Source organism: Paucibacter aquatile, from assembly GCF_002885975.1.
Classification (GTDB): Bacteria; Pseudomonadota; Gammaproteobacteria; order Burkholderiales; family Burkholderiaceae_C; genus Paucibacter_A; species Paucibacter_A aquatilis.
This window is the reverse complement of sequence record NZ_POSP01000003.1, coordinates 3,218,436-3,239,897: the sequence shown is the minus strand read 5'-3', so window position 1 is coordinate 3,239,897 and position 21,462 is coordinate 3,218,436. Positions and strand designations below refer to the sequence as shown.

Below are 21,462 nucleotides of genomic sequence, written 5' to 3'. Positions count from 1 at the left end.
TCCGCAGGTGATTGTCTGCGCGGTCCACAGCCGCGCCCCCAGGGGTGCTCAGCGATAGGCCGCCACCAGACGCTGCCAGCTGCCATCGTCCCGCATGGCCTGAAATGCGTGCTCCAACTGCGCCTGGCGGGCCAGCCAAGGCGAACGGCGCGACAGCACGAGGTAGGCAGTTTCGCCCTCCAGCCGCAGGGCCTGCTTGCGCAGGTCCAGCCGCCGCTGACGCAGCAGGGGGTCGCCCTGGCGTTCGGGTACCACGGCCAGGTCCACGCGGCCCAGAGCCACCATGTCGAGCGCGACGCGGTAGTCGTTGACCTCTTGCAAGCGCAGCCCCGGCAGCGCGTCGAATGCTGCGCCATAGCGCTTGCCGCGGTGGACTGCGATCATTCGCCCTTCCAGATCCGCGAGTCGGCGCAGGGGCGGTGCATCCGGCCGGCCATAAAACACCTTGTCCTCGGCTGGCAAAAGAACCTGGGTGTAGCTCAGAAACCGCTGGCGCTCGGGGGTCAGCAAGGGCCCCAGCATGAGGTCGGCCTCGCCGTTTTCCATCATCTTGAAGGCCCGCGCCGAGGGCACCTCGATGAAACTCACGGGCCAAGCCAGACGCCTCGCCGCCTCGCGCATGAGATCAAAGTAGAGGCCTGAAGGGCCGTCCGCACCGAACACCCGATACGGTGGGTCGGCACTGCCGACCACCCGCAAGGCGGACTCCTGCGCCCGCAAACCGCGCCCGCCGGCGCCGCCGAATCCCAGGCCGGCCAGGGCCAGCAGCTGGAGCAGCACGCGTCGACATGCTCGCGGTGAACCGCAAGCGCTGGCATCGCCCCATGAGCGGTCCCGCATCGACAGCCTCCTTGCAGCTCGCAGCACGCTGAAGCTGGATCTTAGACGCCGGCCCGCCACCCGCGGGCCGAACACCATTCAATTCATTCCGTCATTCACTCAGTCGCCGGCGCGCTGCAGCAGCATGGCATCGCCGTAGCTGAAGAAGCGGTAGCGCTGCGCAATCGCGTGGCGGTAGAGCGCCATCACCCGCCCATGGCCGGCCAAGGCGCTGACCAGCATCATCAAGGTGCTCTTGGGCAAGTGGAAGTTGGTGACCAGGCTGTCGACCACGCGGAAGGGGAAGCCAGGCGTGATGAAGATCTCGGTCTCGCGCGCCCCGGCCACCAGCTCGCCGCCCTGGGCGGCTGACTCCAGCGCGCGCAGCGTGGTCGTGCCCACAGCCACCACCCGGCCGCCGCGGGCCCGGCAGGCGGCCACGGCGGCCACCGTCTCAGCCGGCACCTCGAACCATTCGCTGTGCATCTTGTGCTCGCTCAAGTGCTCGACGCGCACGGGCTGGAAGGTGCCGGCGCCCACGTGCAAGGTGACATGGGCCGAGGCGATGCCGCGCTCGCTCATGCGGGCCAGCAGGGCTTCGTCGAAATGCAGGGCGGCGGTCGGCGCGGCCACCGCGCCGGGCTCACGGGCGAACACGGTCTGGTAGCGGCGCACATCGTCGGCCTCGTCGGCATGCTCGATGTAAGGCGGCAGCGGCACATGGCCATGCTGTTCCAGCAGGGCAAAGGGGTCGCTGGGAAAGCGCAGATGGAACATGCCGCCGTCGGGGCCGCAGCGGCCCAGCACCTCGGCATCAAACGCTTCGTTGAAGCGGATCCAGCTGCCCGGCTTGGGCGATTTGCTGGCCCGCACATGGGCCCAGACCTCCTGCGTGCCGGGCAGCACCCGTTCGATCAGCGCCTCGACCGAGCCACCGGTCGCCTTGGCGCCGTACATGCGGGCCTTGATCACCTTGGTGTTGTTGAAGACCAGCAGGTCGCCGGGGTTGAGCAGATCGGGCAGCTCGCGAAACACGCGGTCCACCGGCACATCGCTGCGGCCATCAAGCAGGCGCGAACCGCTGCGCTCGGCCGCCGGATGCTGGGCGATCAGCTCGGGCGGCAGTTCGAAATCGAAATCGCTGACGGTGTACTGGGGCGTGACGGAAGAGGAGGACGAAGAAGAAGAAAAAGACATGGGGTTTGAGGGCCGGACAGACCCGTGCCAAAGACTGCGGAAGTCGCAGATTTTCCCATGCCCGTGGCGGCGAGCCGCAGGCGGCCTCCAGAAACAAGAAAGGCCGAGGCGCCTTGCAGCGCCTCGGCCTTCAGCTCCGTGGAGCCGGCTCAACCATCCAAGCTCAGTTGCCGCCCGATCCGGTGGCCAGCAAGGTGCCTTCGGCGCCGACGATCCAGCCGGTTCGGATGTCCAAGATCTGCACCGAGAACAGCGACTTGCGCGTGCCCGAGGCCTGCGGGGTCCAGGTCTTGCCACCGTCGCGGGTCACCAGGATGGTGCCTTGCTCACCGACGATCCAGCCGTTCTTTGCATCCAGGAACTGGATGTCGAGCAGGCCGGCTTGCGAAGGCACAGGCACCAGTTGCTTGGTCCAGCTCACGCCGGCGTCGTCGGAGCGCAGCACGGTGCCAGCGGCACCGATGGCCCAGTAGGTCTTGGCGTCCAAGGTGTAGATCTTGTACAGCGACTCACCAATACCGGTGTAGCGCTGCGACCAGGTCTTGCCACCATCGCTGCTCTGGGCAATGCCGCCGCTCGCCCCCACCGCGATCAGGGCACTCTCACCTTCGACGCGCACATCGTTGGGCGCGAAGCTGGGCGAGGCCATGGGCGCAAAACTGTTGCTGCCATCGCGCGTGATCCAGAACTTGCCGTCATCGGACCGGGTCCAGCCCTTGCTGTCATCCGTGAAGGCCATGATCGACCACAGGGTGCTTCCAAGACTCGAGCTCCAGGTCTCGCCCGCGTCGGTGGTCTTGTAGAGACGGCGATCCAGACTCAGCAGGTAGCCGGTCTTGGCGCTGGTGAACTGCAAACGGCCGTAGGCATAGGGATTGAAATTGGCGGCCAGGTCGTTGCGTTTCAGCTTCCAGGTCTTGCCGCCGTCGGCGCTCAGATACAGCTCGCCTCGGACATTGACCATGGCGCCATTCTTGGCATCGCGGAAGGCCACCGAATGCGGCGAACCGCTGGAACTGCTGTCACCGGGGCGCAGCACTTCCCAGGTGACACCCTCATCGAGGCTGATGTAAGAGCCCAGCTGCGCATCGATCAACATCAAGGCCGCACCCACCAAACGAAGCTCGGTCGAGTTGTAGAGGCCGATGTTCTTGAGGCTGGCAGGCAGCGACAGCGACTTCCAATTGCGGCCAAGGTCCTCGCTGACCATGGGAACGCCGGCCATCATGGCGTACACCTTCGATCCGACAACGGTCAGATTGCGCAACGAGTACAGCGTGCCGGGTGTGGCGGCGGCCCAGCTGGCTCCACCGTCTTCGGAACGGAAGAGACGAAGGCCGGACTGTGCGATCAACTTGGTGGCACTGGCATCCAGAGCCCGAACCTGCAGCGAGTCGGTCGAACTTTCGAGACCGGTGGCAGCCTGACGCGTCCAGGTCTGGCCGGCATCGTCGCTGCGCCACAGGCCCGAACGATAGACGTACCTGTAGGTCGTGTAGTCGTAGCGTCCCCAGTCGCGGGCATGGACCAGGACGGTCTTCTCGCCCACCACATTGATGGAGCTGTTGTACCCGTTCAGGCTGGAACCATCCACATCCTTCAACTGCAGCACCGCCACCGGCGCGGCCTTGAGGTTGCTGTAGCGGGACACCGTGTCCGAGTTGATGCTCAGGAAAGCTTCGCCACCGGTGCTCACCAATCCGTAGGCGTTGCCGGACGTCCAGCTCTTGCCGGCGTCGGTGCTCAGGTGGTTGATGTTGTAGTCGCTGTACAGCAAGCCGCCCTTGGGCAGAACCGAAAGCCTCTGCACATCAGTGTCACCTTGCCATGGGGCCACGGCAGGCTTCCAGCTGCTGCCGCCATCCGTGGTGCTCAGCAAGGTGCTGTTGGCCCCGCGGACCCAGCCGGTCTTGTCATCGGCAAACACGACTTCGTACAGATCGACATTGACGCCGCTGGGCTGGCGAGTCCAGCTCTTGCCGGCATCGACCGTCTTGAAGATCTCGCCATATGCGCCCACGCGCCAGCCGGTGGTGGCGTTGGCGAACGTGACCGACTTGTACACGTGGCCGGTCGGCCGCGGCGCCTGCCAGCACCAGCCGGTTTCCTGGGCGCCCGTGCACTCCAGGCCGCGCACGGCCGCCTGGTTGTTGACCGAGATGGTGGTCTTGACTTCCTTGAACTGGCCGGCCTCGTTGCTGACGCGCAGCTTCACTTCATAGTCGCCCGGCTTGGCAAACTGGTGCTTGGGCGCGGCCTCGGTGCTGACGGCCGTGCCGTCGCCGAAGTCCCAGCTGTAGGAAAGCTTGCTGACTGTGGCGGCGCTGTTGCCGAAGGCGGTGGGCTCGGCGATGTCCCCGACCGTGGGGGCGGTGATGCTCAAGGTCTCGGGCACCGGCGTGGGTGGCACCGGCGGGGGCGCCGGGGGTTCCGAACTGCCACCGCCACCGCAGGCGGTCAGCACCAGCGCCAGGCCCGGCGCCAAAGCCCAGCGCGTCACGCGCTCGGCCATGCGAGATGGTTTCACCATGGATTGTTTCCCTCGTTGAGTCGTTGTTCTTGACAAGGCTCCGCAGCGGATGGCCCGCGCGCGCACCTCGGCTCGTTACTACTTTTTACAAACGGGCGCGATGGTACGAGATGCCATGCGCACAGCGACTCCCTCTTTTGGGGGAGTCTGGCCGCCCCGGGGGTCGAAGCCAGGCGCCTGCACATGGCTTGAGCCAGGTCAACACCGCCGGCCTCCAGGCTGCCAAGATGGCATCAAGGAGATCGCCATGACGCCACGCCTCAACGCCACCCAGATTCAACAGCTGCGCGAGGAATTGCTGCGCCGGCAGCGCGAGCTGGAACGTGAACTCGACGAACAGCTGGGCGCGCTGAGCCGGGTCGAACATGCGCGCGAAGCCTTGCTGCAGGACGGCGATGGCAACAGCCAGCGTGAGCCGGCGCTGGATGCCAGCCGCGAAGTCGATCTGGCGCGCAGCGACCAGACCCTGCAATCGCTGCGCGAGCTGATCGCCGCCCTGGGGGCCCTGGATCACGAGGACTTCGGTCTTTGCCAGGACTGCGGCGAGGCGATTGCGTTCGCCCGCCTCCAGGCCAGCCCCAGCAGCCGGCGCTGCCTGCAGTGCCAGGCCCAGCATGAAGGCGCGCAACCCCATCTGCACTGAAGCAGCGGATGCCCGGCTGCGCCAGGGCCACCAGCCTCGACCAGCCCCCCCCAGTGCGCGAGCAGACAGACAGGTCGCCGGAATGCCACCAAGGTCTGCAAGCACCGCTGTACCGCTCGACGTTTTGTTCACCCCCTTCTTTTCTTTTCTCGAAACCCCGTTCATTCACAAGGACCGCAAGCATGAGCTCCACACCCACCTCGCACACCACCACCTTCCACGCCGTCGTCTGGCTCGACCATCAGCAAGCCAAGGTTCTGCAATTCGACGCCGAGCATGTGCAGGCCGAGAAGATCAAGGCCCACAGCCACCACACCAAGCAACACGGCAGCGCGGTGCGCAGCGAGCATGAGTTCTTTGGTGAAGTCTGCGAGGCGCTGAAGGGCATCGAGGAAGTGCTGGTGGTCGGATCGAGCACCGCACAAAGCGACTTCAAGCACTACGCCGACAAGCACCGCCCGCAGATCGCCAAGCACATCGTGGCCTACGAAACCGTGGACCACCCGACCGAAGCGCAGCTGGTGGCTAAAGCGCGCCAGTTCTTCGTCAAATATGACCGCATGGCCGGCACGCCGTCGCCGATGTAAGTTTCTCGGCGGTCTGACGACCGTAGACTGCGGCCCTTGCAGTTCTTCTTGATTGAGCCTGGGACGTGGGTCGACAGTTGCTGCGCCCCTCGGGGCGCTTGTTCGCTTTGCCGCTGGATCGCTATGCGCCGTCGTGAATGCACGCTGGCCGGCCTGAGCGTCTACTTGGGCCTGGGCATCGCTGCCGCGCAGACGCGGCCCATGGCCGCCCTGCCCTCAGCCCCTCTGCAAGCATTCACCGAGCACCTGCCGCCCCTGAACTTCCAGGACGAAGCGGGCCAGACCGCCGGCTTCAGCAGCGAACTCCTGCGCATGATGGCCGCTCAGGCACGCCTGGAGCTGGACATCCAGGTCCAGCCCTGGCCGCGTGCCGTGCAAGCGGCCGCGGCACAAAGCAACAGCATTCTTTACTCGCTGACCCGCCTGCCCGAACGCGAGGGCAAGTACCGCTGGGTCGGCCCGATCAGCGAGCGCCGCATCATGCTCTACAGCCTGAGCAAGCGCCGCGACATTCCGGCCCTGAAGGACTTGAAAGACCTGCGCGAACTGCCCCAGCTGCGCGGGCTCAAGGTCGGCGTGGTGCGCGAATCGGCGGCCGCGCGCCAGCTACAAAGCGAGGGCCTGCGCGCCGGCGAGGAGCTGGAGCTGGCGCTCGATGACGGCAGCAATCTGCGCAAGCTGCTGGCCAGCCGCATGGACCTGATCGTGCTGCTCGACTGGGCCGCCGCATGGCACCTCAAGCAGCTGCGCCTGGACTACAGCACCCTGCGCCCAGTGTTGGAGCTGGACACCCGCCGCAGCTACTGGTACGGCCTGCATCCGGACAGCGACGATCGCGTGGTGCTCGCCCTGCAGGCGGCGCTCGATCAGCTGCGCCGCGACGGCCGCTACGCGCGGCTGCGCCAGCGTTACTTCAGCTAACGCCCGATTCAGACGGGCTCAGCTCGGCCGATCAGGGCGTGGTCCAGCGCAGCCAGCTGCGCAAGGCCCAGGCGACCGGCCCTGCCGCGACGGGCAGCTGCAGCAGCGCCGCCAAGGCCGGGTCCATGCTGACCCGCATCAGCTGCCGGAACAAGGACCGGCTGCCGTGCGGCAAAGACAGCGTCACCACCTCCTGCAAACAAGCGGACGCCAGGCGCTGGCCCTCGGGCGTGAAGCGCCAGTGCCGCGCCTCGTAACGCTGCTGAAAGTCCAGCCACTGCGCCGGGCTCAGGCGGACCTCGGGAATGCCCATGGCCTCGCCCACCTGGGCCCAGAAATCCAGCAGCAGGGTCTGCTCGGCCTCGCTCAGCGGCGTGCCGCCGTGGGCGGCGTTCCAGCGCAGGGGCTCCAGCATGAAGAGCGCCAGCACATAGCGGAAATCGTCGGCTTCGGCCCGCACCGGCGCATGGGCGGCGCGCAAGCGCTGCAGCGCCGCCTGGCCTTGCGGCGAACCCAGGCCATGGCAGATCAGCTCGCGCAAGGTGTTGCGCGTACGGGCCAGGCGCGCTTGGGTGCGCGGCACCAGCTCGCTGTGGCTGTAGAACACCTGCACCAGCTCGCCCACCGCCATGGCCCGGATCAGGGCCAGATAGGTGCCGATGCGGAACATGCGGCGCCGCCGGGCGCCGTAGTACAGCGCCTGGACGGTGGCTGCCTCGGAATGGCGAGCCGCGCGCAACTCAGCGGGCCGCCGGCGCGCGGTAGATGCTGCGGCCGGCCTTGATGGTCTCGCGCACCTGGATGCTGCGCAGCTGGGCCGGCGGCACGGTCAGCGGGTTCTTGGACAGCACCACCAGATCGGCCAGCTTGCCCACCTCCAGCGAGCCCTTGCTCGCCTCCTCGAAATGCTGCCAGGCGGCCCACAAGGTGATGGACTTGAGCGCCACCTCGACCGGCAGGCGCTGATCGGGGCCGAGGATGTCGCCGCTGCGGGTGCGGCGGTTGACCACCGCGTCGAGGATGGCGATGGCGTCAGGGAAGGCCACCGGCGCGTCGTGATGCTGGGTGAAGATCATCTGGCGGCGCAGCGCCGATTGCGCCGGCGAGATGCGGTCGCCGCGCACCGGGCCCAGGGTTTCGTCGCGGTGCCAATCGCCCCAGTAGTAGGCATGCATGCCGAAGAAACTCGGCGTCACGGCCAGGCGCTTCATGGCGTCCAGCTGGTCCTCGCGCACGGTCTGGGCATGGATCATCACCGTGCGCCGGTCGGCCGCGCCGTACTTGGCCGTGGCTGCGTCGACGGCGCGCAGCATCTGGTCGGACGCCGCATCGCCATTGGTGTGCACCAGCAGCTGCCAGCCCTTGGCATAGGCTTGATCCACCGCCTGCTGGGTGGCCTCATCGCTGAGCGCGGGGTAGCCGCGGTAGTCGTCGGCCTTGCCAGCCGGCGGGTGGTGATAAGGGTGGGTCAGGAAGGCCGTCTTGCCCTGCGGCGAGCCATCGAGGCTCAGCTTGACGCCGCCGATGCGGAAACCGCCTTTGTACTCGCGGCCCCAAAAGCCGCCCGGCTGGTCCATCAGGCCCGCAGTGAAGGGCAAGGTGATGTCGGGGTAGGAGACCAGGTCGATCAGCATCTTGCCGCCTTGCGACAGCGCCACCCAGGTCTTGTTGCTGGCCTCGTCCGAGCGGCCGTCCTGGCCGGTGGTGAAGCCGAACTTGGCGTACAGCTTCTGGCCCTCCAGCAGCATGGCGGCATAGTCCTGCGGCGAGGGCTGGACCAGGCCCATGCCGGCACTGAACCAGGCGGTTTCTTCCAGCACGCCGTTGGGCGTCTTGCCATCGGCCTCGCGCTGGATGTGGCCACCTTCGGGGTCCTTGGTTTCCGCGTTCAGGCCGGCCAGCTGCAAAGCCTTGCTGTTGAGTACGCCCAGATGCCCGCTCTGATGAATGATGATCACGGGCAAGTCTTTGGACACCGCGTCCAGCTCCTGGCGGGTGGGCGCCCGGCGCTCTTTCAACTGCGCCTCGTCATAGCCGAAGCCAAGAATGATCTTGTGACTGCGCGCCACCGGGCCCTTGGCGTAATCGCGCAGCAGGCCCTGAATGGCGGCCACGCTGCTGCCCTTGCCATCGGGCGGCGGCAGCAGATTGGCCGACACGGCCTGCAATCCCGTCAGCGAGACATGGCCATGGGCGTCGACAAAGCCCGGCAGCAAGGCCTGACCCTTGAGGTCCACCACCCGGGTCTTGGCGCCTTGCAGGGCGCGCACCTCGGCCTCGCTGCCCACCGCCTGGATGCGGCCGGCACGCACGGCCAGGGCCTGGGCGCTGGGCTGGCCATCATTCATGGTGACCACATCACCGTGCAGGTAGATGGTGTCGGCCGGCAGCGGCGCTGCGGCCTGCAGATTCAGGCTGAAGGCCAAAGCGCTCAAGACCAGAGCACGCGGAAGATCGACAGGACGCATGGGCAAGGCTCCCGGGGCAGCATGCCCCAACCGAGGAAGCGCCAAGAATACTTGAAGGCCGTGACCCCAGCCCGGCCCGCAGCCCGTCAAAGCACGGCGTAACGACCCGGCTTGTGGTTGACGGCGATGAAGAGGTTCATCACCACCGCCGCCAGCACCGAATAGGCCACGCGGGTCGGGTCCACCACGGTCAGCGCGCACAGCACGATCACGCAGTCGATGCCCATCTGCACCTTGCCGGCCCGCCAGCCTTTCGCATGCTGGAGGTAGAGCGACACGATGGTGGCGCCGCCCAGGCTGGCACGATGCCGGGCCAGAAACAGGCAGCCCGAGCCGAGCAGCAAGCCGCCCAGCACGGCGGCATAAGCCGGGTGCAGGCGCTCGATGGCGAAGAGCTTGGGCGACCACTCGGTCAGCGCCGACAGCCAGGCGATGGCGATGAAGGTCTTGAGTGTGAACTCGCGCCCCATGCGCTGCCAGGCAAACCAGTAAAAGGGGATGTTGATGATGAAGAACAGCTTGCCCAGGCTGATGCCGGTGGCGTAATGCAGCACAAACGCGGCGCCGGCCGTGCCGCCGGTCAGCAGGCCGACCTGGGCAAACAGGATCAGGGCCAGGGACACGAAAAGCACGCCGGTGAAGATGGCCTGGGCATCTTCAAACGCGGTGTGGGCATGAATGCTGGGATCGAAATACGGCGCGCTGGCGCGGGACGGGCCGGCCGCAGGAGCCGGCGCAGCAGGAGCGGGAACATCAACTTCTTCTTCGGAACGCATGCGCGCAGTGTGCATGAAGCGCCACAGTGAGGAAAGAGCGCCACGCCCTCCACTGGGGGGCGAGCACATTCCCTCTGCACCTTGGCGAGCTCCGGCGCTAGCATGGCCCGGACCACCCCGAGGAGTGCATCCATGCGCTGGCTGAGAGCCCTGCTTCCCGCCACCCCCACCCAGGCCGCCGAGCTGGACGAGGTCCACGCCGCCCTGATCGAGAACATTTGGCAAGGCGGGCTGTGGATCACCTTGATCGGCGTGCCGGCCTCGCTCACCCGCGCCTTCAGCACCGGCTGGCTGCCTCTCTACAGCCTGTTCCTGGCCATCGGTCTGGGGTACCTGGCGCTGCACTCGCAGCGCCATCGGCTGAGCTGGCGCCTCAAGGGCCTGATCCTCAACAGCATCTTCTGGTGCGTGGGCATGGCGGCCCTGGTGTCACTGGGCTTGCTGGGCACCGGCCTGCTCTGGCTGCTGGTCAGCTGCATGCTGATGGCCCTGATCTACCCGCCCCGGGTCGCCCTGCTCGGCGTGCTGGCCGCGGTGCTGCTGATGAGCGGGATCGGGGCCGGCTTTTCCAGCGGCATGCTGCGCCTGTCTTTCGACCCGCAGCACTATATGGTCACGCCCAGCGCCTGGCTGGCCACCCTGCTCACCACCATGGCCGTGGTAGCCCTGGTGCTGACGGCCCTGGTCTCCTTCCGCCAGGCCCTGCTGGGCATGCTGGCCGAGCTGCAGCGGCAGCGCGATCTGATCGCCCAGCAAGCCATCCACGACCCCCTGACCGGCCTGCCCAACCTCAGCCTGGCCACCGATCGGCTGGACATGGCGCTGCACGCCGCGGCCCGCAGCCAGGCCCGCGTCGGCCTGCTCTTCATCGACCTGGACGGCTTCAAAGACGCCAACGATCGCCACGGCCACGCCGCCGGCGATGCGGTGCTGAAAGAGGTGGCGCGGCGGCTGCAGCAAGCCCTGCGCGCGCGCGACACCGCGGCGCGCATCGGCGGCGATGAGTTTCTGGTGGTGCTGAGTGAGCTGAGCGACACGCAGGCCGCCACCGCCGTGGCCGAGAAGTTGGTCCAGTCACTGGCCGCCCCCATCGACACGGCCGAGGCCCAGCTGCGCATCGGCTGCAGCATCGGCATCAGCCTGTACCCCGACCATGGCGACAACAGCGGCCTGCTGCGCCGACGCGCCGACCTGGCCATGTACACCGTCAAGCGCAACGGCAAAGGCGGCTGCGCCCTGTTCGACGCGGCCGGCATGGAGACCAACGCCGCGCCCAGGCCCTCAAGCCCGGCTCAGACCTGAGGCTTGCGTGCCCGCATGACCCACAAACACTCGGCGCCAAACAGCGCGCTGCCCGGGGCCTGGGCACGCATGGGCCGCAGGCATTCGATGTCAAACGTGGCGCCCCAGAAGCCGCGCAGCTGATCCTCGTCGTAGCCCAGCCCGCCTCCCAGGGTGCCGCGCTCGTAAACCTCGTCATCGCTGAGGCCGCTGCCGCCCTCGGGCCGGAAGCAGCACAGCGCCAGCACGCCGCCCGGGCGCAGCCAGGCCAGCAGCTGGTCCCGGTACAGCGCGCGCCGATGGGGTGGCAGGTGGTGAAAGCAACCGGAATCACAGACCAGGGCGTAGTGGCCCAAGGGCCGCTGCAAATCAAAGACTGAACAGGCCGTCAAGGGCAGGCTGGGCAGGCCGGCCTCCCGGGCGCGCTGGCCCGCCCAGGCGATGGCCTCGTTGGCGTAGTCCACACCCTCGGCAGCAAAACCGGCCTGGGCCAGGTAGACCGTGTTGCGGCCGTTGCCGCAGCCCAGATCGAGGGCGGGGCCGGGCTGGATGTCTCCGGCCTCCACCCAGGCCGCCAGGCTCTCATCGGGCGCGCGCCCAAAGAAGGGCACCTGCCGGCCTTCGCGCCGGGCATAGAACGCATCCCACCATGCGCTCTGGCGCTCGCTGAGCACCTGGTCCAGACGCTCGATCTCGGCTGCAGCCGGGGGCTCAGGAAACAGAAGGTCTTTCATACCCCAAGGCTAAGCCGGCTCCTCGCCTGCAGCAGCCCGGTCAAACCCTTTCAAACTCCGTGTGAATTCGATGCTAGGCCGACGCAGGACCACGGCGCCACACCAGCAACGGCAGGCCCAGGGCCAGGACCAGCAGGCCCACCAGGGCGCCGGCCTTGACGTAGAGCACGCTGGCACCGAACAGATAGAGGCTGCTGGCTGCAAACACCAGGGGCAGCCAGGGATAGAGCGGCACCCGGAAAGGCCGCGGCGCCAGTGGCTCGCGCCGGCGCAGCACGATCAGCGCCAGGGCGCTCAAGCTCATGAAGGCCCAGTAGACGGGCGAGAGGTAGTCCACCAGGGTCGAGAAGCCGGCGCGCATCAGCGCGCCCATGCCCACCAGGGCCAGGGCCACGGCGCCGGTGGCCAGCACGGCGGCGGTGGGTGTGCCGCGCTGCGGGTCCCAGCGTGCCAGATGCAGCTCGGCCGCCAGATCGCGGGCGGCGGCATAGGTGGTGCGCGGGCTGGCGATGAAGATGGCGTTCATCACCGACAGCGCCGTCAGACTGACCAGGGCCACCATCAGGAACTCGCCCGGCGCACCGAAGGCCGCTCGCATCAGATCGGCCGCCGGCGCCTCGCTGCGCGCCAGGCCCTCCAGGCCCAGCACCTGCAGATAGGCCCAGTTGGCCAGCAGGTAGAGGCCGGTGACCAGACCCAGACCCCAAAGCAGGGCACGCACGATGCCGCGCTGCGGGTCGCGCATCTCGGCCGAGAGCGTGGCCGCATCGCTCCAGCCGCCATAGGCCAGGAACACAAAGACCAGGGCCATGCCCCAATCGTGGCGGGTCGCCTGGCCCGGCAAGGCGGGCGCCTGCGCGGCCTGCCCCGCCAGGATCTGGCTGCCGGCACCGAGGGCCAGCGCCAGCAGGGCCACGATCACCACGGCCAGCAGCCCCAGCTGCGTGCCCAGGCCCACTCGCACGCCGCGCAGGTTCAGCACCGTCAGCAGCACGATCAGCCCGGCCGCCAGCGCCGCACTGGCGTGGTGGCCCAACCAAGGGCTGAGATCCAGCACCTGGGCCAGATAGTCGCCAAAGACAAAAGCCAGCAAGGCCATGGAGCCGGTGTGAATGACGGCAAAGCGCGACCAGGCGAACAGAAAGCCCAGGCGGTGCCCATAGGCCCGGCGCAGGAAGTGGTAATCGCCACCGGGGTCGGGGAAAGCCGCCGCCAGCTCGGCAAAACACAGGGCGCCGATGAAGGACAGCAGTCCGCCCAAGCCCCAGGCGGCCAGCAAAGCCGGGTCCCCCGACAAGGCCTGGGCCACCATGGGCGAGGTCTTGAAGATGCCCGCCCCCACCACCATGCCCACACACAAGGCCACGGCGTGGCGGACATCGAGCTGGCGCATCGGCAACGGTGCGCGCGGCTCGGGCGTGTCGACAGAGTTGGCTTGGGGGCGCGGAGTCATGAGAGGAAGGGCGGCGTCCAGGTCAAGGTTTTGCAAAGCGTGAAGGCGCGACAAGGCGGCAGGGGCCAGGCCCTGCGTATCATCGCCGCGCTGAGCCCGGCTGCCCGTCGGGTGCGACCCACCCTCCCGCGATCGAATGCGCATGATGATGAAGCCCATGAAGAACCCGTCTCGCCGGGCCCTCGTCCCGGCCCGGCTGCGCAGCCTGCTGCTGACGGCCTGTTTACTCGGCAGCAGTGCCGGTAGCTGGGCCCAGGCACCCAGCCCTGCTTTCAGCTGGCCCGGCGGCGCCCGGGCGGCGGTCAGCCTGTCCTACGACGACGCCCTGGACAGCCAGCTCGACCACGCCATCCCGGCGCTGAACGCGCTGGGCCTCAAAGCCAGCTTCTACCTGACCCTGGCCAGCCCGGTCGTCCGGCAACGCCTGCCGGAATGGCGGCGTGCCGCGGCCGCGGGCCATGAACTGGGCAACCACACCCTGTTCCACCCCTGCTCCCGCTCGGCGCCCGGCCGCGATTGGGTAGCGCCGCACCGCAATCTCGACAAGATCAGCGTGGCCCAGATGCTGGAAGAGGTGCAGCTGGCCAATGCCTACTTGCATGCCATCGACGGCCAAACCCAGCGCACCTACACCGCCCCCTGCACGGATCCACTGGCCGGCGGCAAGCCTTACCTTCCAGCCGTGGCGGGGGAGTTTCTGGCCATGAAGACGCGCGTTGGCGGGGTCGTTCCCTCACTGGCCACGCTGGACCTGGCCGATGTGCCCACGGCCGGGCCGGTGGGCTCGAGCGGCGCCGAGCTGATCGCCATCGTCGAACAGGCGGCCGCTCAGGGCACGCTGGCCAGCCTCACCTTCCACGGCATCGGCGGCGACCATCTGAGTGTCTCCAAGGAAGCCCACCAGGCCTTGCTCCAACATCTGGCGGCCCACCCGGAGCGCTTCTGGGTGGACAGCTTTGTCAACATCGCCCGGCATCTGCGGGCGCAGCGCGTGGGGCTCAAGGCCGAGGCGGCGGCCGGCTCCTCAAGCAGCGGGCGCTGAGAGCGCGTCTGCCGTCCAGACATACGCCTCGTCGTCGTGCATCTGGCCGGAGATGCAGTCGTTGTCCTTGAGAATGCGATCGAAAACGAAACCGGCTCTTTGCAGCACCCGTGCCGAGGCCAGATTGCCCACGGTCACGGTGCTGACGATGCGCCGCACGCCGCGCTCACGCAACGCGGCCGTGGCGGCTTGCACCGCCTCGCTGGCATAGCCCTGGCCCCAGGCGGGGCGCAGCAGGTAGTAGCCCAGATTGGGCGCGTTCAGCTGCGCATCGATCTCGGCATCCAGCCGACCCAGGCAGCAGCCATCGGCTTTGCGTCGCAAGGCCCAGATCGGCCAGGCGAACTGGCCATCGGGTGAACGTCGGCCCTCCAGCATTCGCCAGTGGGCGGCCAGGGCCTCCACGCTTTCGGGCTTGTGCATAGAGATCCAGCGGTAGAGCTCGGGCTCTTGCAAGCCTTCAAACAGCTCGGCTGCGTGGCTGGCCCGCAGCGGCTCCAGCCACAGGCGGGGGGATTCGATGGGTGCGGCCAGCCGGGCCAGCAGGTCGTCCGAGATCATGAGGGGCCACTCAAGCCCGACCGCGCAACTGCGCCAACAGCGCCAGCGCCTCGCGCGTGGTGGCCTGCTTCGGGTCTTGCAGCTGCACCCGCAGGATCAAGGCCTGATTGAAGCGCGACTCCGCCTCGTCGAAGCGCCCCTGCTCCACCAGGCTGCGGCCCCAATGCTGCAGCACCATGGCACGCAAGCGCGCCCAGCCGCCGGCCTCCCACAAGGCCACGGTGCGGGCGAAGATGGGCTCCGCCTCGGCACGCTGGCCCAGGTACTGCAAGGCGGTGGCGTAGGCACACCAGAACCAGCCCAGGGCCTCGTGCAGCACGGGCGAGGCGTGGCTCGCGGCCTCGGCCAGGGCCTCATGCGCCTGCAGAAGTTGCAAGGCTTCGTCCTCGTGGCGGGCCGTGATCAAGAGTCCGGCCAGATCGGCCACCACCTCCAGCAAGCTCATCTCATCCACGGCCCCACCGGCCTCGGCACGGGCCTGCAGAAGCGCCAGCTGCTCGCGCAAGGCGGCGAGGCTGCGCGCATGGGCCTCAGGGTCAGGCGCGGTGAAGCGCAGGAACTCGGTCATGTAATGCTGAAGCGGGCTCATTCCGCATCCTCGATCTGCACCCGTGGCCACCGTTGCGCGTACTGCTTCTGCGCCACCCGCTGGCGAAAGGTCCCGACACTGACCCGCGCCGGGTTGCGGCGAATGCGCATGGCAAAAAGGTCGTCCAATCCGTAGGGAGCGATCACGGTCAGCGTATCGTCGGTCTCCAGGCGCACGGCCACCGCGGTGGCGAACTCGGGCCAGGAGGCGACCGCGTCCTGAAGCGAGCGCAGCGGCGCCACGGCATGGCCGAAGCAGGACTCGAACCAGAGATGCACATGGGCCTGGTTCGTCAGCTCCCAGGGCAGATCCGGACAGGCGCGCGCCAGGGCCGCCTGATGCCTCGCCTCCAAGCCCGGCGGCTCCTCGGAATCGAAATAGACCAGGTCCACGTCGGCCAGGCACGAAGGCTCGGCGTGACCATGCAGATGGTCCCAGACCCGATTGCGCAGCGCCCCGGCGCCGATGCACCACTGGGGCAGGCCCAGATCACGGGCGGCACGGAGCGCCCGCATCAGCCAAGGCGAACTGCGCACGATGGCCTGCAGCTCGTCCTGGCGATCGGGGTGTCTGGCGTTCACCCGGAGCGCCTCGTGGCCGAGCGCGCGGCCGCGCTCTTGCAAGCATCCTGGCTGCGGCACATCGGGCTGACGATCTTGCTGATAAACTGGATATTCATACAGTACTCAAACCGCACGCCGAGCACAGGGGCCCCAGGGCCGAAAGGCAGCCCGTGGCACCGAACGAAAACACCATTATGTTGCCGGTCATGAGCTCCGAAGAGGCTTGATGAGCATGCAGATGCCAGCGCCCCGCAGCAGCTCAACGCCCCGGCCGGGTTTCGAACTCCGCCCGCAGGGCAAAATCCCGCCCATGCCTGCTTCGGCCCCTCCTCGTCCCTCGCCTGCCGCTGCCGCCGCCGCCAAGCCCAAGTCCGCGCCGCAGAAGGCCATGGAGAAGCTGGGCCTGTTGCGCGACATCGACCTGGCCCTGCACCTGCCCCTGCGCTACGAGGACGAGACTCAGATCACCCCGATCGGCCGCACGCGCGAAGGCGACACCGTGCAATGCGAGGGCGAGGTGATCGAGTGCCGCATCGAGACACGCGGCCGGCGCGTGCTGCTGGTGCGGCTGGAAGACGAGACCGGCGATCTGCTGCTGCGCTTCATCCACTTTTACCCCTCGCACCAGAAAAGCATGGCCGTGGGCCAGCGCATCCGCGTGCGCGGCGAGCTGCGCCACGGCTTCTTCGGCCGCGAGATGGTGCACCCCACTTTCAAGGCCGTACAGCCCGACACGCCGCTGGCCGAGGCGCTGACGCCCGTCTACCCGGCCAGCGCCGGTCTGCCGCAGACCTACCTGCGCCGCGCCATCGCCTCCGGCCTGCAGCGCGCCGATCTGCGCGAGCTGCTGCCCCAGGGCACGGTGCCCAGCAGCCTGCCGCCGCTGCGCGACGCGCTGAACTTTCTGCACCACCCGCCGCCACAGGCCCGCCTGGGCACGCTGGAAGACCACAGCCACCCGGCCTGGCAGCGGCTCAAGTTCGAGGAGCTGCTGGCCCAGCAGATCAGCCAGATGCAGGCCCAGCGCGAGCGCGCCCTGCTGAAGGCGCCGGCCCTGCGCGCCAAGCCCGGCGGCCTGGTCGAGCGCCTGCTGGCCGTGCTTCCCTTTGGCCTGACCGGGGCGCAGCAGCGGGTCAGCGAAGAGATCGCGCAAGACCTGGCCCTGGGGCAACCGATGCACCGCTTGCTGCAAGGCGATGTGGGCTCGGGCAAGACCGTGGTGGCGGCCCTGGCCGCCGCCGTGGCCATCGATGCCGGCTGGCAATGCGCGCTGATGGCGCCGACCGAAATCCTGGCCGAGCAGCATTTCAAGAAGCTGATCGACTGGCTGGAGCCCCTGGGCCTGCAAGTGGCCTGGCTGACCGGCAGCGTCAAAGGCAAGGCGCGCCAGAAGATGCTGGACGCGGCGGCCAGCGGCGCGGCCCAGTTGGTGATCGGCACCCATGCGGTGATCGAAGACAAGGTCACGTTCGCGCGCCTGGGCCTGGCCATCATCGACGAGCAGCACCGATTCGGCGTGGCGCAGCGCCTGGCTTTGCGGCGCAAACTGGCCTCAATGGATTTGGAGCCACACATGCTGATGATGAGCGCCACGCCCATCCCGCGGACTTTGGCCATGACCTACTTCGCCGACCTGGCCGTCAGCACGATTGACGAGTTACCCCCGGGCCGCACCCCCATCGTCACCAAGGTCTTCGCCGATGGCAAACGCCAGGACGTGATCGAGAAAATCGCCCAGGAGGTGGCCGGTGGTGCCCAGGTCTATTGGGTCTGCCCGCTGATCGAAGAGAGCGAAGCCCTGGACCTGAACAATGCGACCGAGACCCATGTGGAGCTGGTTGACGCGCTGCCGGGCTTCGAGGTCGGCCTGCTGCATGGCCGCATGCCGCCGGCCGAGAAGGCCGCCGTGATGGCGCGCTTTTCCAGCGGCGAAATGAGCGTGCTGGTCGCCACCACGGTGATCGAGGTCGGCGTGGACGTGCCCAATGCCAGCCTGATGGTGATCGAGCATGCCGAGCGCTTCGGCCTCTCGCAGCTGCACCAGCTGCGCGGCCGGGTGGGCCGCGGCGCGGTCGCCAGCGTCTGCGTGCTGCTCTACACCGGCCCGCTGTCGGACACCGGCAAATCGCGCCTGCGCGCCATGGCCGAAACCAACGACGGCTTCGAGATCGCCCGCCGCGACCTGGACATCCGCGGCCCCGGCGAGTTCATGGGCGCCCGCCAGAGCGGCGCCGAGCTGCTACGCTTTGCCGACCTGCAGGAAGACTCCCTGCTGCTGCAAGCCGCCCGCCGCCTGGCGCCCCAGCTGCTGGACAAATACCCCGAGGCCGCGCAGCGCCAGGTGGCGCGCTGGCTGGGCTCGAAGGCGGAGTTCCTCAAGGCTTGATCGAGGGCGAGGCCGACGGCGCAGGGTCCACCGGCTCCGCCACCACACGCGCATAGCGCTGGAAGCTCCAGTAGGCCCAGGCCCAGTCCATCAGCACGACCAGGCGGTTGCGGAAGCCAATCAAAAAGTAAATGTGGACGAACAACCAGAACAGCCAGGCGAAGTAACCCGAGAACTGAAGGAATCCCAGATCGGCCACGGCCGCCTTGCGGCCGATGGTGGCCAGGGCGCCGTAGTCGCGGTAGCGAAATGCGCCGGGCGCATCGGCCGGCAAGGGCGGCAAAACCTGAGCCTGTGGCGCCTGCAGTGGATGCAGCGATTGCAGGATCTGCGCTGCCGCGTAAGCCCCCATCTGCTTGGCCGCCGGGCTGACGCCGGGCACGGGCTTGAGCGTGCGGCCATCGGACTGCCGGCTTTGGGTGGCGGCCAGGTCGCCGATGACAAAGACTTCCGGATGGCCGGGGATGTTGAGCCGGCCGTCAACGACCACACGACCTGCGCGGTCCAGCGGCACGTCCAGCATGCGGCCCAGGGGCGAGGCGGCCACGCCGGCCGCCCAGACCACGGTGCGGGCGGCGATGCGCTCTGTTGCAGCCACCGCGCCCTCCCCCGTCTGCACCTCCACCCCGCCCGCATCGATGCCAACCACGCGGCAGCCGGTGCGCACCTCGACACCCAGGGCTCGCAGCTGCGCCTCCGCCTTGGCCGAGAGCTCGGGCGGCAAGGCCTGCAGCACCCGCGGTGAACCCTCCAGCAGCAGCACACGGGCGCTGGCCGGGTCGATGCGGCGGAACTCGTTCTTGAGCGTGTGGCGGGCGATCTCGGCCAGGGTACCGGCCATTTCGACCCCAGTGGGGCCGGCGCCGATGACCACAAAGCTCAGGCAGGCGCGCTGCTGCGCCGGGTCGGGTGAACTCTCGGCCTGCTCGAAGGCCTTGAGCACGCGGGCCCGCAGGGCAAAAGCGTCTTGCAGCGTCTTGAGCCCCGGCGCATGGGCGGCCCACTCGTCGCGGCCGAAATAGCTGTGCGTGGCGCCGGCGGCGACGATCAGGTAGTCATAGCCCAGGCTCTGGCCATCGCTCAGCTGCACGCGGCCTTGCTGGCGATCGATGCCGCAGACCTCGACCATCAGCACGGTCACATTGCGCTGGCCGCGCAACATGTGGCGGATGGGCGCGGCAATTGAGGGCGCCGACAGGCCGGCCGTGGCCACCTGGTAGAGCAAGGGCTGAAACAGGTGGTGGTTGCTGCGGTCGATCACGGTGATGTCCACCGGCGCGCCGGCCAGGGCGCGGGTGGCAGCCAAGCCGCCAAAACCGCAACCGATGATCAAGACCCGGGGCCGCGCGGCGGGCTGGCCCGTGCTGATGAAGGTGTTCATGCGGCGATTCTGGCCGCAGCGCCGGTGCTGCGGCGGCGCCATACGCAATGCGAATGACTTGCAGCGCTGCCAGGCATGGCCGCCCGTGGCAGTCGGGCGATCGATCAAGCCATCAGCTGCAGCCGATCAATTGCAGCCGGGCGAAGGGGGTGTGGCCGGCCCGGTGTAGCCGTCGCTGAGGGTGCGCAGAAAGCACAGGATGTCGGCGATGTCCGAGTCGCTCATCATCCGCCGCGGGCCGAAGGGTGCCTTGCTCTCAACATTGGCATGCAGAGCGAGCGGCAGATCGTCGTAGAGCTGCAACTGGCCGGCCACGGTCGGGTACCACTGCGCCGGGTCGGTGTCGCGGGTGGCGTAAAAGCGCAGCACCTGCTCCAGGCTGGTGAAGCTGCCGTTGTGGAAGAACACCGGGCGGTGCTCGACATTGCGCAAGCCCGGGGTTCGGAAGAAGCCACAGGTCTCGTTGCGCCCCTTGACGGCGGCATGGGGTGATTGGCACAGGCCCAGATCGAAGGCCGTCGCATCGGCCGTGCTTTGCAGCGCCCGGTTGCGCGGCACGGCCAGGGCCGCGTAAGCAAAATTGGTGAAATGGATGGGCTGATTGTTCAGGCTGAACGAGGGATGGCAGCTGGCGCAATGGCCGCGCTGGGTGTCATTGAAGGCACGCAGGCCGCGCGCTTCGGCATTGCTGAACTGCGCCCGCCCCTGCTGCACCCAATCGAACTTGGAGTCGTAGGGGTGGAAGCGTGGGTCTTCGACCTGAAAGCTCTGCAAGGCCTGGCTGGCCTGGGTGACCAGGCTGTCGTCGTCCGGGGCCGAGGCGCCGGCGGCCGGCGGAAAGGCGCGGCCGAAGTCACTGGCGTAGGCGGCGGCGCGCAGCTTGCGCGCCAAGGTGGCGGCATCGCCGTTGTCCATCTCGCGCGGATTGAACCAGGGCAGCTTGGCCTGGGCGGCCAGGCTGTCGGCCCGGCCGTCGGCCATCAATCCGCCGCGCAGATCGGCCACCAGGGTTTGCGGCGTGCCGTTGAAGGCCGGCAAGGTCTCCAGATAGCGCAGCGAAGGCGCGGCACGGGTGCCGAACTCCGTCTCGAAGGCGCCACCCACCTGCACCGGCAGCGTGTTCGGCGGCCCGTGGAAGAAGGCCGGGTCGTGGCAGGTGGCGCAGGACATGCGGCCAGAGCCGCTGAGGTTGCGGTCGTGAAAAATCTTCTCGCCCAGCTGGGCCTGCAAGCTCAGGGGCTTGCTGGCGGAGGGCGAAGAGGCCGGCGTGCCGGGGCTGCTGGCCGCCCCGGTCGGTGAGCCCGTCGGCGAAGCTCCACCCCCGCCACCTCCGCCGCAGGCAGACAAGCCCAGCAACAAGACCAGGCTCAACGCCAGCGCGGAGCGCTGGCGAAGCCAGGAGTTGAAGGATTGAGCGGCATGCATGCTGCTGATTGTCGAGCTTAGGCCCCCCAGGGGCTGACTAGGGAATTCACCCGGGGCCAGGTGGCGCATCCCCGCGTCCAATGCCTGTCATGGCCGCTCGGCCTGC

At 68.1% G+C, this 21,462-nt stretch carries 19 protein-coding genes; 6 read left to right on the top strand and 13 right to left on the bottom strand.

All coding sequences use genetic code 11. From position 1 onward, the window contains the following. Positions 1-48: 48 nt before the first annotated feature. The 3 genes from C1O66_RS17050 to C1O66_RS17040 form a co-directional block, all read right to left on the bottom strand. Positions 49-780, bottom strand: coding sequence for a substrate-binding periplasmic protein (locus C1O66_RS17050; protein ID WP_165794658.1), 732 nt, complete (start codon positions 778-780; stop codon positions 49-51). 159 nt (positions 781-939) lie between these two features. After that, entirely contained in the window at positions 940-2,016 is a 1,077-nt protein-coding gene (gene queA / locus C1O66_RS17045; protein ID WP_102768978.1) for a tRNA preQ1(34) S-adenosylmethionine ribosyltransferase-isomerase QueA, read from the bottom strand. 163 nt (positions 2,017-2,179) lie between these two features. Continuing rightward, on the bottom strand, positions 2,180-4,546 hold the full coding sequence (locus tag C1O66_RS17040) for a YCF48-related protein (RefSeq protein WP_102768977.1): 2,367 nt from the start codon (positions 4,544-4,546) through the stop codon (positions 2,180-2,182). Positions 4,547-4,793: 247 nt separating this feature from the next. On the opposite strand from C1O66_RS17040, the gene C1O66_RS17035 reads away from it, so the two are divergent. The 3 genes from C1O66_RS17035 to C1O66_RS17025 all read left to right on the top strand — a co-directional run bounded on the left by C1O66_RS17035 (position 4,794) and on the right by C1O66_RS17025 (position 6,697). Further along, complete coding sequence (locus tag C1O66_RS17035; RefSeq protein WP_165794657.1) at positions 4,794-5,189, top strand: TraR/DksA family transcriptional regulator; 396 nt, start codon at positions 4,794-4,796, stop codon at positions 5,187-5,189. A gap of 182 nt (positions 5,190-5,371) precedes the next feature. Continuing rightward, positions 5,372-5,776, top strand: a complete 405-nt coding sequence (locus C1O66_RS17030) for a hypothetical protein (RefSeq protein ID WP_102768975.1) — start codon at positions 5,372-5,374, stop codon at positions 5,774-5,776. Between the two features lie 123 nt (positions 5,777-5,899). Then, the gene (locus C1O66_RS17025) at positions 5,900-6,697 is read left to right on the top strand and encodes a substrate-binding periplasmic protein (protein WP_102768974.1); all 798 of its coding nucleotides are present in this window, start codon (positions 5,900-5,902) and stop codon (positions 6,695-6,697) included. A 31-nt stretch (positions 6,698-6,728) separates the two neighbouring features. On the opposite strand, the gene C1O66_RS17020 is transcribed toward C1O66_RS17025, so the two are convergent. From C1O66_RS17020 to C1O66_RS17010, 3 genes are all read right to left on the bottom strand, one after another. Then, on the bottom strand, positions 6,729-7,436 hold the full coding sequence (locus tag C1O66_RS17020; RefSeq protein WP_102768973.1) for an oxygenase MpaB family protein: 708 nt from the start codon (positions 7,434-7,436) through the stop codon (positions 6,729-6,731). A gap of 1 nt (position 7,437) precedes the next feature. After that, on the bottom strand, positions 7,438-9,165 hold the full coding sequence (locus C1O66_RS17015) for an amidohydrolase (protein ID WP_102768972.1): 1,728 nt from the start codon (positions 9,163-9,165) through the stop codon (positions 7,438-7,440). Between the two features lie 86 nt (positions 9,166-9,251). Then, positions 9,252-9,941, bottom strand: coding sequence for a YitT family protein (locus C1O66_RS17010; protein ID WP_102768971.1), 690 nt, complete (start codon positions 9,939-9,941; stop codon positions 9,252-9,254). Positions 9,942-10,073: 132 nt separating this feature from the next. On the opposite strand from C1O66_RS17010, the gene C1O66_RS17005 reads away from it, so the two are divergent. Beyond that, entirely contained in the window at positions 10,074-11,243 is a 1,170-nt protein-coding gene (locus tag C1O66_RS17005) for a GGDEF domain-containing protein (protein ID WP_165794656.1), read from the top strand. Here C1O66_RS17005 and C1O66_RS17000 read toward each other — a convergent pair. Further along, a complete protein-coding gene (locus C1O66_RS17000) occupies positions 11,234-11,956 on the bottom strand; it encodes a class I SAM-dependent methyltransferase (RefSeq protein ID WP_102768969.1) in 723 nt (240 codons plus the stop codon). The genes C1O66_RS17005 and C1O66_RS17000 overlap by 10 nt on opposite strands. 73 nt (positions 11,957-12,029) lie before the next feature. Then, on the bottom strand, positions 12,030-13,409 hold the full coding sequence (locus C1O66_RS16995; protein WP_243392838.1) for an APC family permease: 1,380 nt from the start codon (positions 13,407-13,409) through the stop codon (positions 12,030-12,032). 157 nt (positions 13,410-13,566) lie between these two features. Here C1O66_RS16995 and C1O66_RS16990 point away from each other — a divergent pair, with 157 nt between their 5' ends. After that, a complete protein-coding gene (locus tag C1O66_RS16990; RefSeq protein ID WP_102769711.1) occupies positions 13,567-14,451 on the top strand; it encodes a polysaccharide deacetylase family protein in 885 nt (294 codons plus the stop codon). On the opposite strand, the gene C1O66_RS16985 is transcribed toward C1O66_RS16990, so the two are convergent. From C1O66_RS16985 to C1O66_RS16975, 3 genes are read right to left on the bottom strand one after another with little or no spacing between them, the layout of a single operon-like run. Continuing rightward, positions 14,434-15,012: a GNAT family N-acetyltransferase gene (locus tag C1O66_RS16985; RefSeq protein ID WP_102768968.1), complete on the bottom strand. Its 579-nt coding sequence runs from the start codon at positions 15,010-15,012 to the stop codon at positions 14,434-14,436. The genes C1O66_RS16990 and C1O66_RS16985 overlap by 18 nt on opposite strands. Before the next feature lie 10 nt (positions 15,013-15,022). After that, entirely contained in the window at positions 15,023-15,601 is a 579-nt protein-coding gene (locus C1O66_RS16980; RefSeq protein WP_108724351.1) for a tetratricopeptide repeat protein, read from the bottom strand. After that, a complete protein-coding gene (locus C1O66_RS16975; protein WP_341476784.1) occupies positions 15,598-16,182 on the bottom strand; it encodes a nucleotidyltransferase family protein in 585 nt (194 codons plus the stop codon). Before C1O66_RS16975 ends, C1O66_RS16980 begins: the two co-directional genes overlap by 4 nt. 292 nt (positions 16,183-16,474) lie before the next feature. Here C1O66_RS16975 and recG point away from each other — a divergent pair, with 292 nt between their 5' ends. Next, complete coding sequence (gene recG / locus C1O66_RS16970; protein ID WP_102769709.1) at positions 16,475-18,550, top strand: ATP-dependent DNA helicase RecG; 2,076 nt, start codon at positions 16,475-16,477, stop codon at positions 18,548-18,550. Here the strand turns inward: recG and C1O66_RS16965 are convergent. Then, positions 18,540-19,931 (bottom strand): NAD(P)/FAD-dependent oxidoreductase, encoded by a 1,392-nt coding sequence (locus C1O66_RS16965; RefSeq protein ID WP_102769708.1) that lies wholly within the window; start codon positions 19,929-19,931, stop codon positions 18,540-18,542. The two genes, recG and C1O66_RS16965, sit on opposite strands and share 11 nt — an antisense overlap. Positions 19,932-20,057: 126 nt before the next feature. Then, positions 20,058-21,356 (bottom strand): cytochrome-c peroxidase, encoded by a 1,299-nt coding sequence (locus C1O66_RS16960; protein ID WP_165794655.1) that lies wholly within the window; start codon positions 21,354-21,356, stop codon positions 20,058-20,060. Positions 21,357-21,462: the final 106 nt, after the last annotated feature.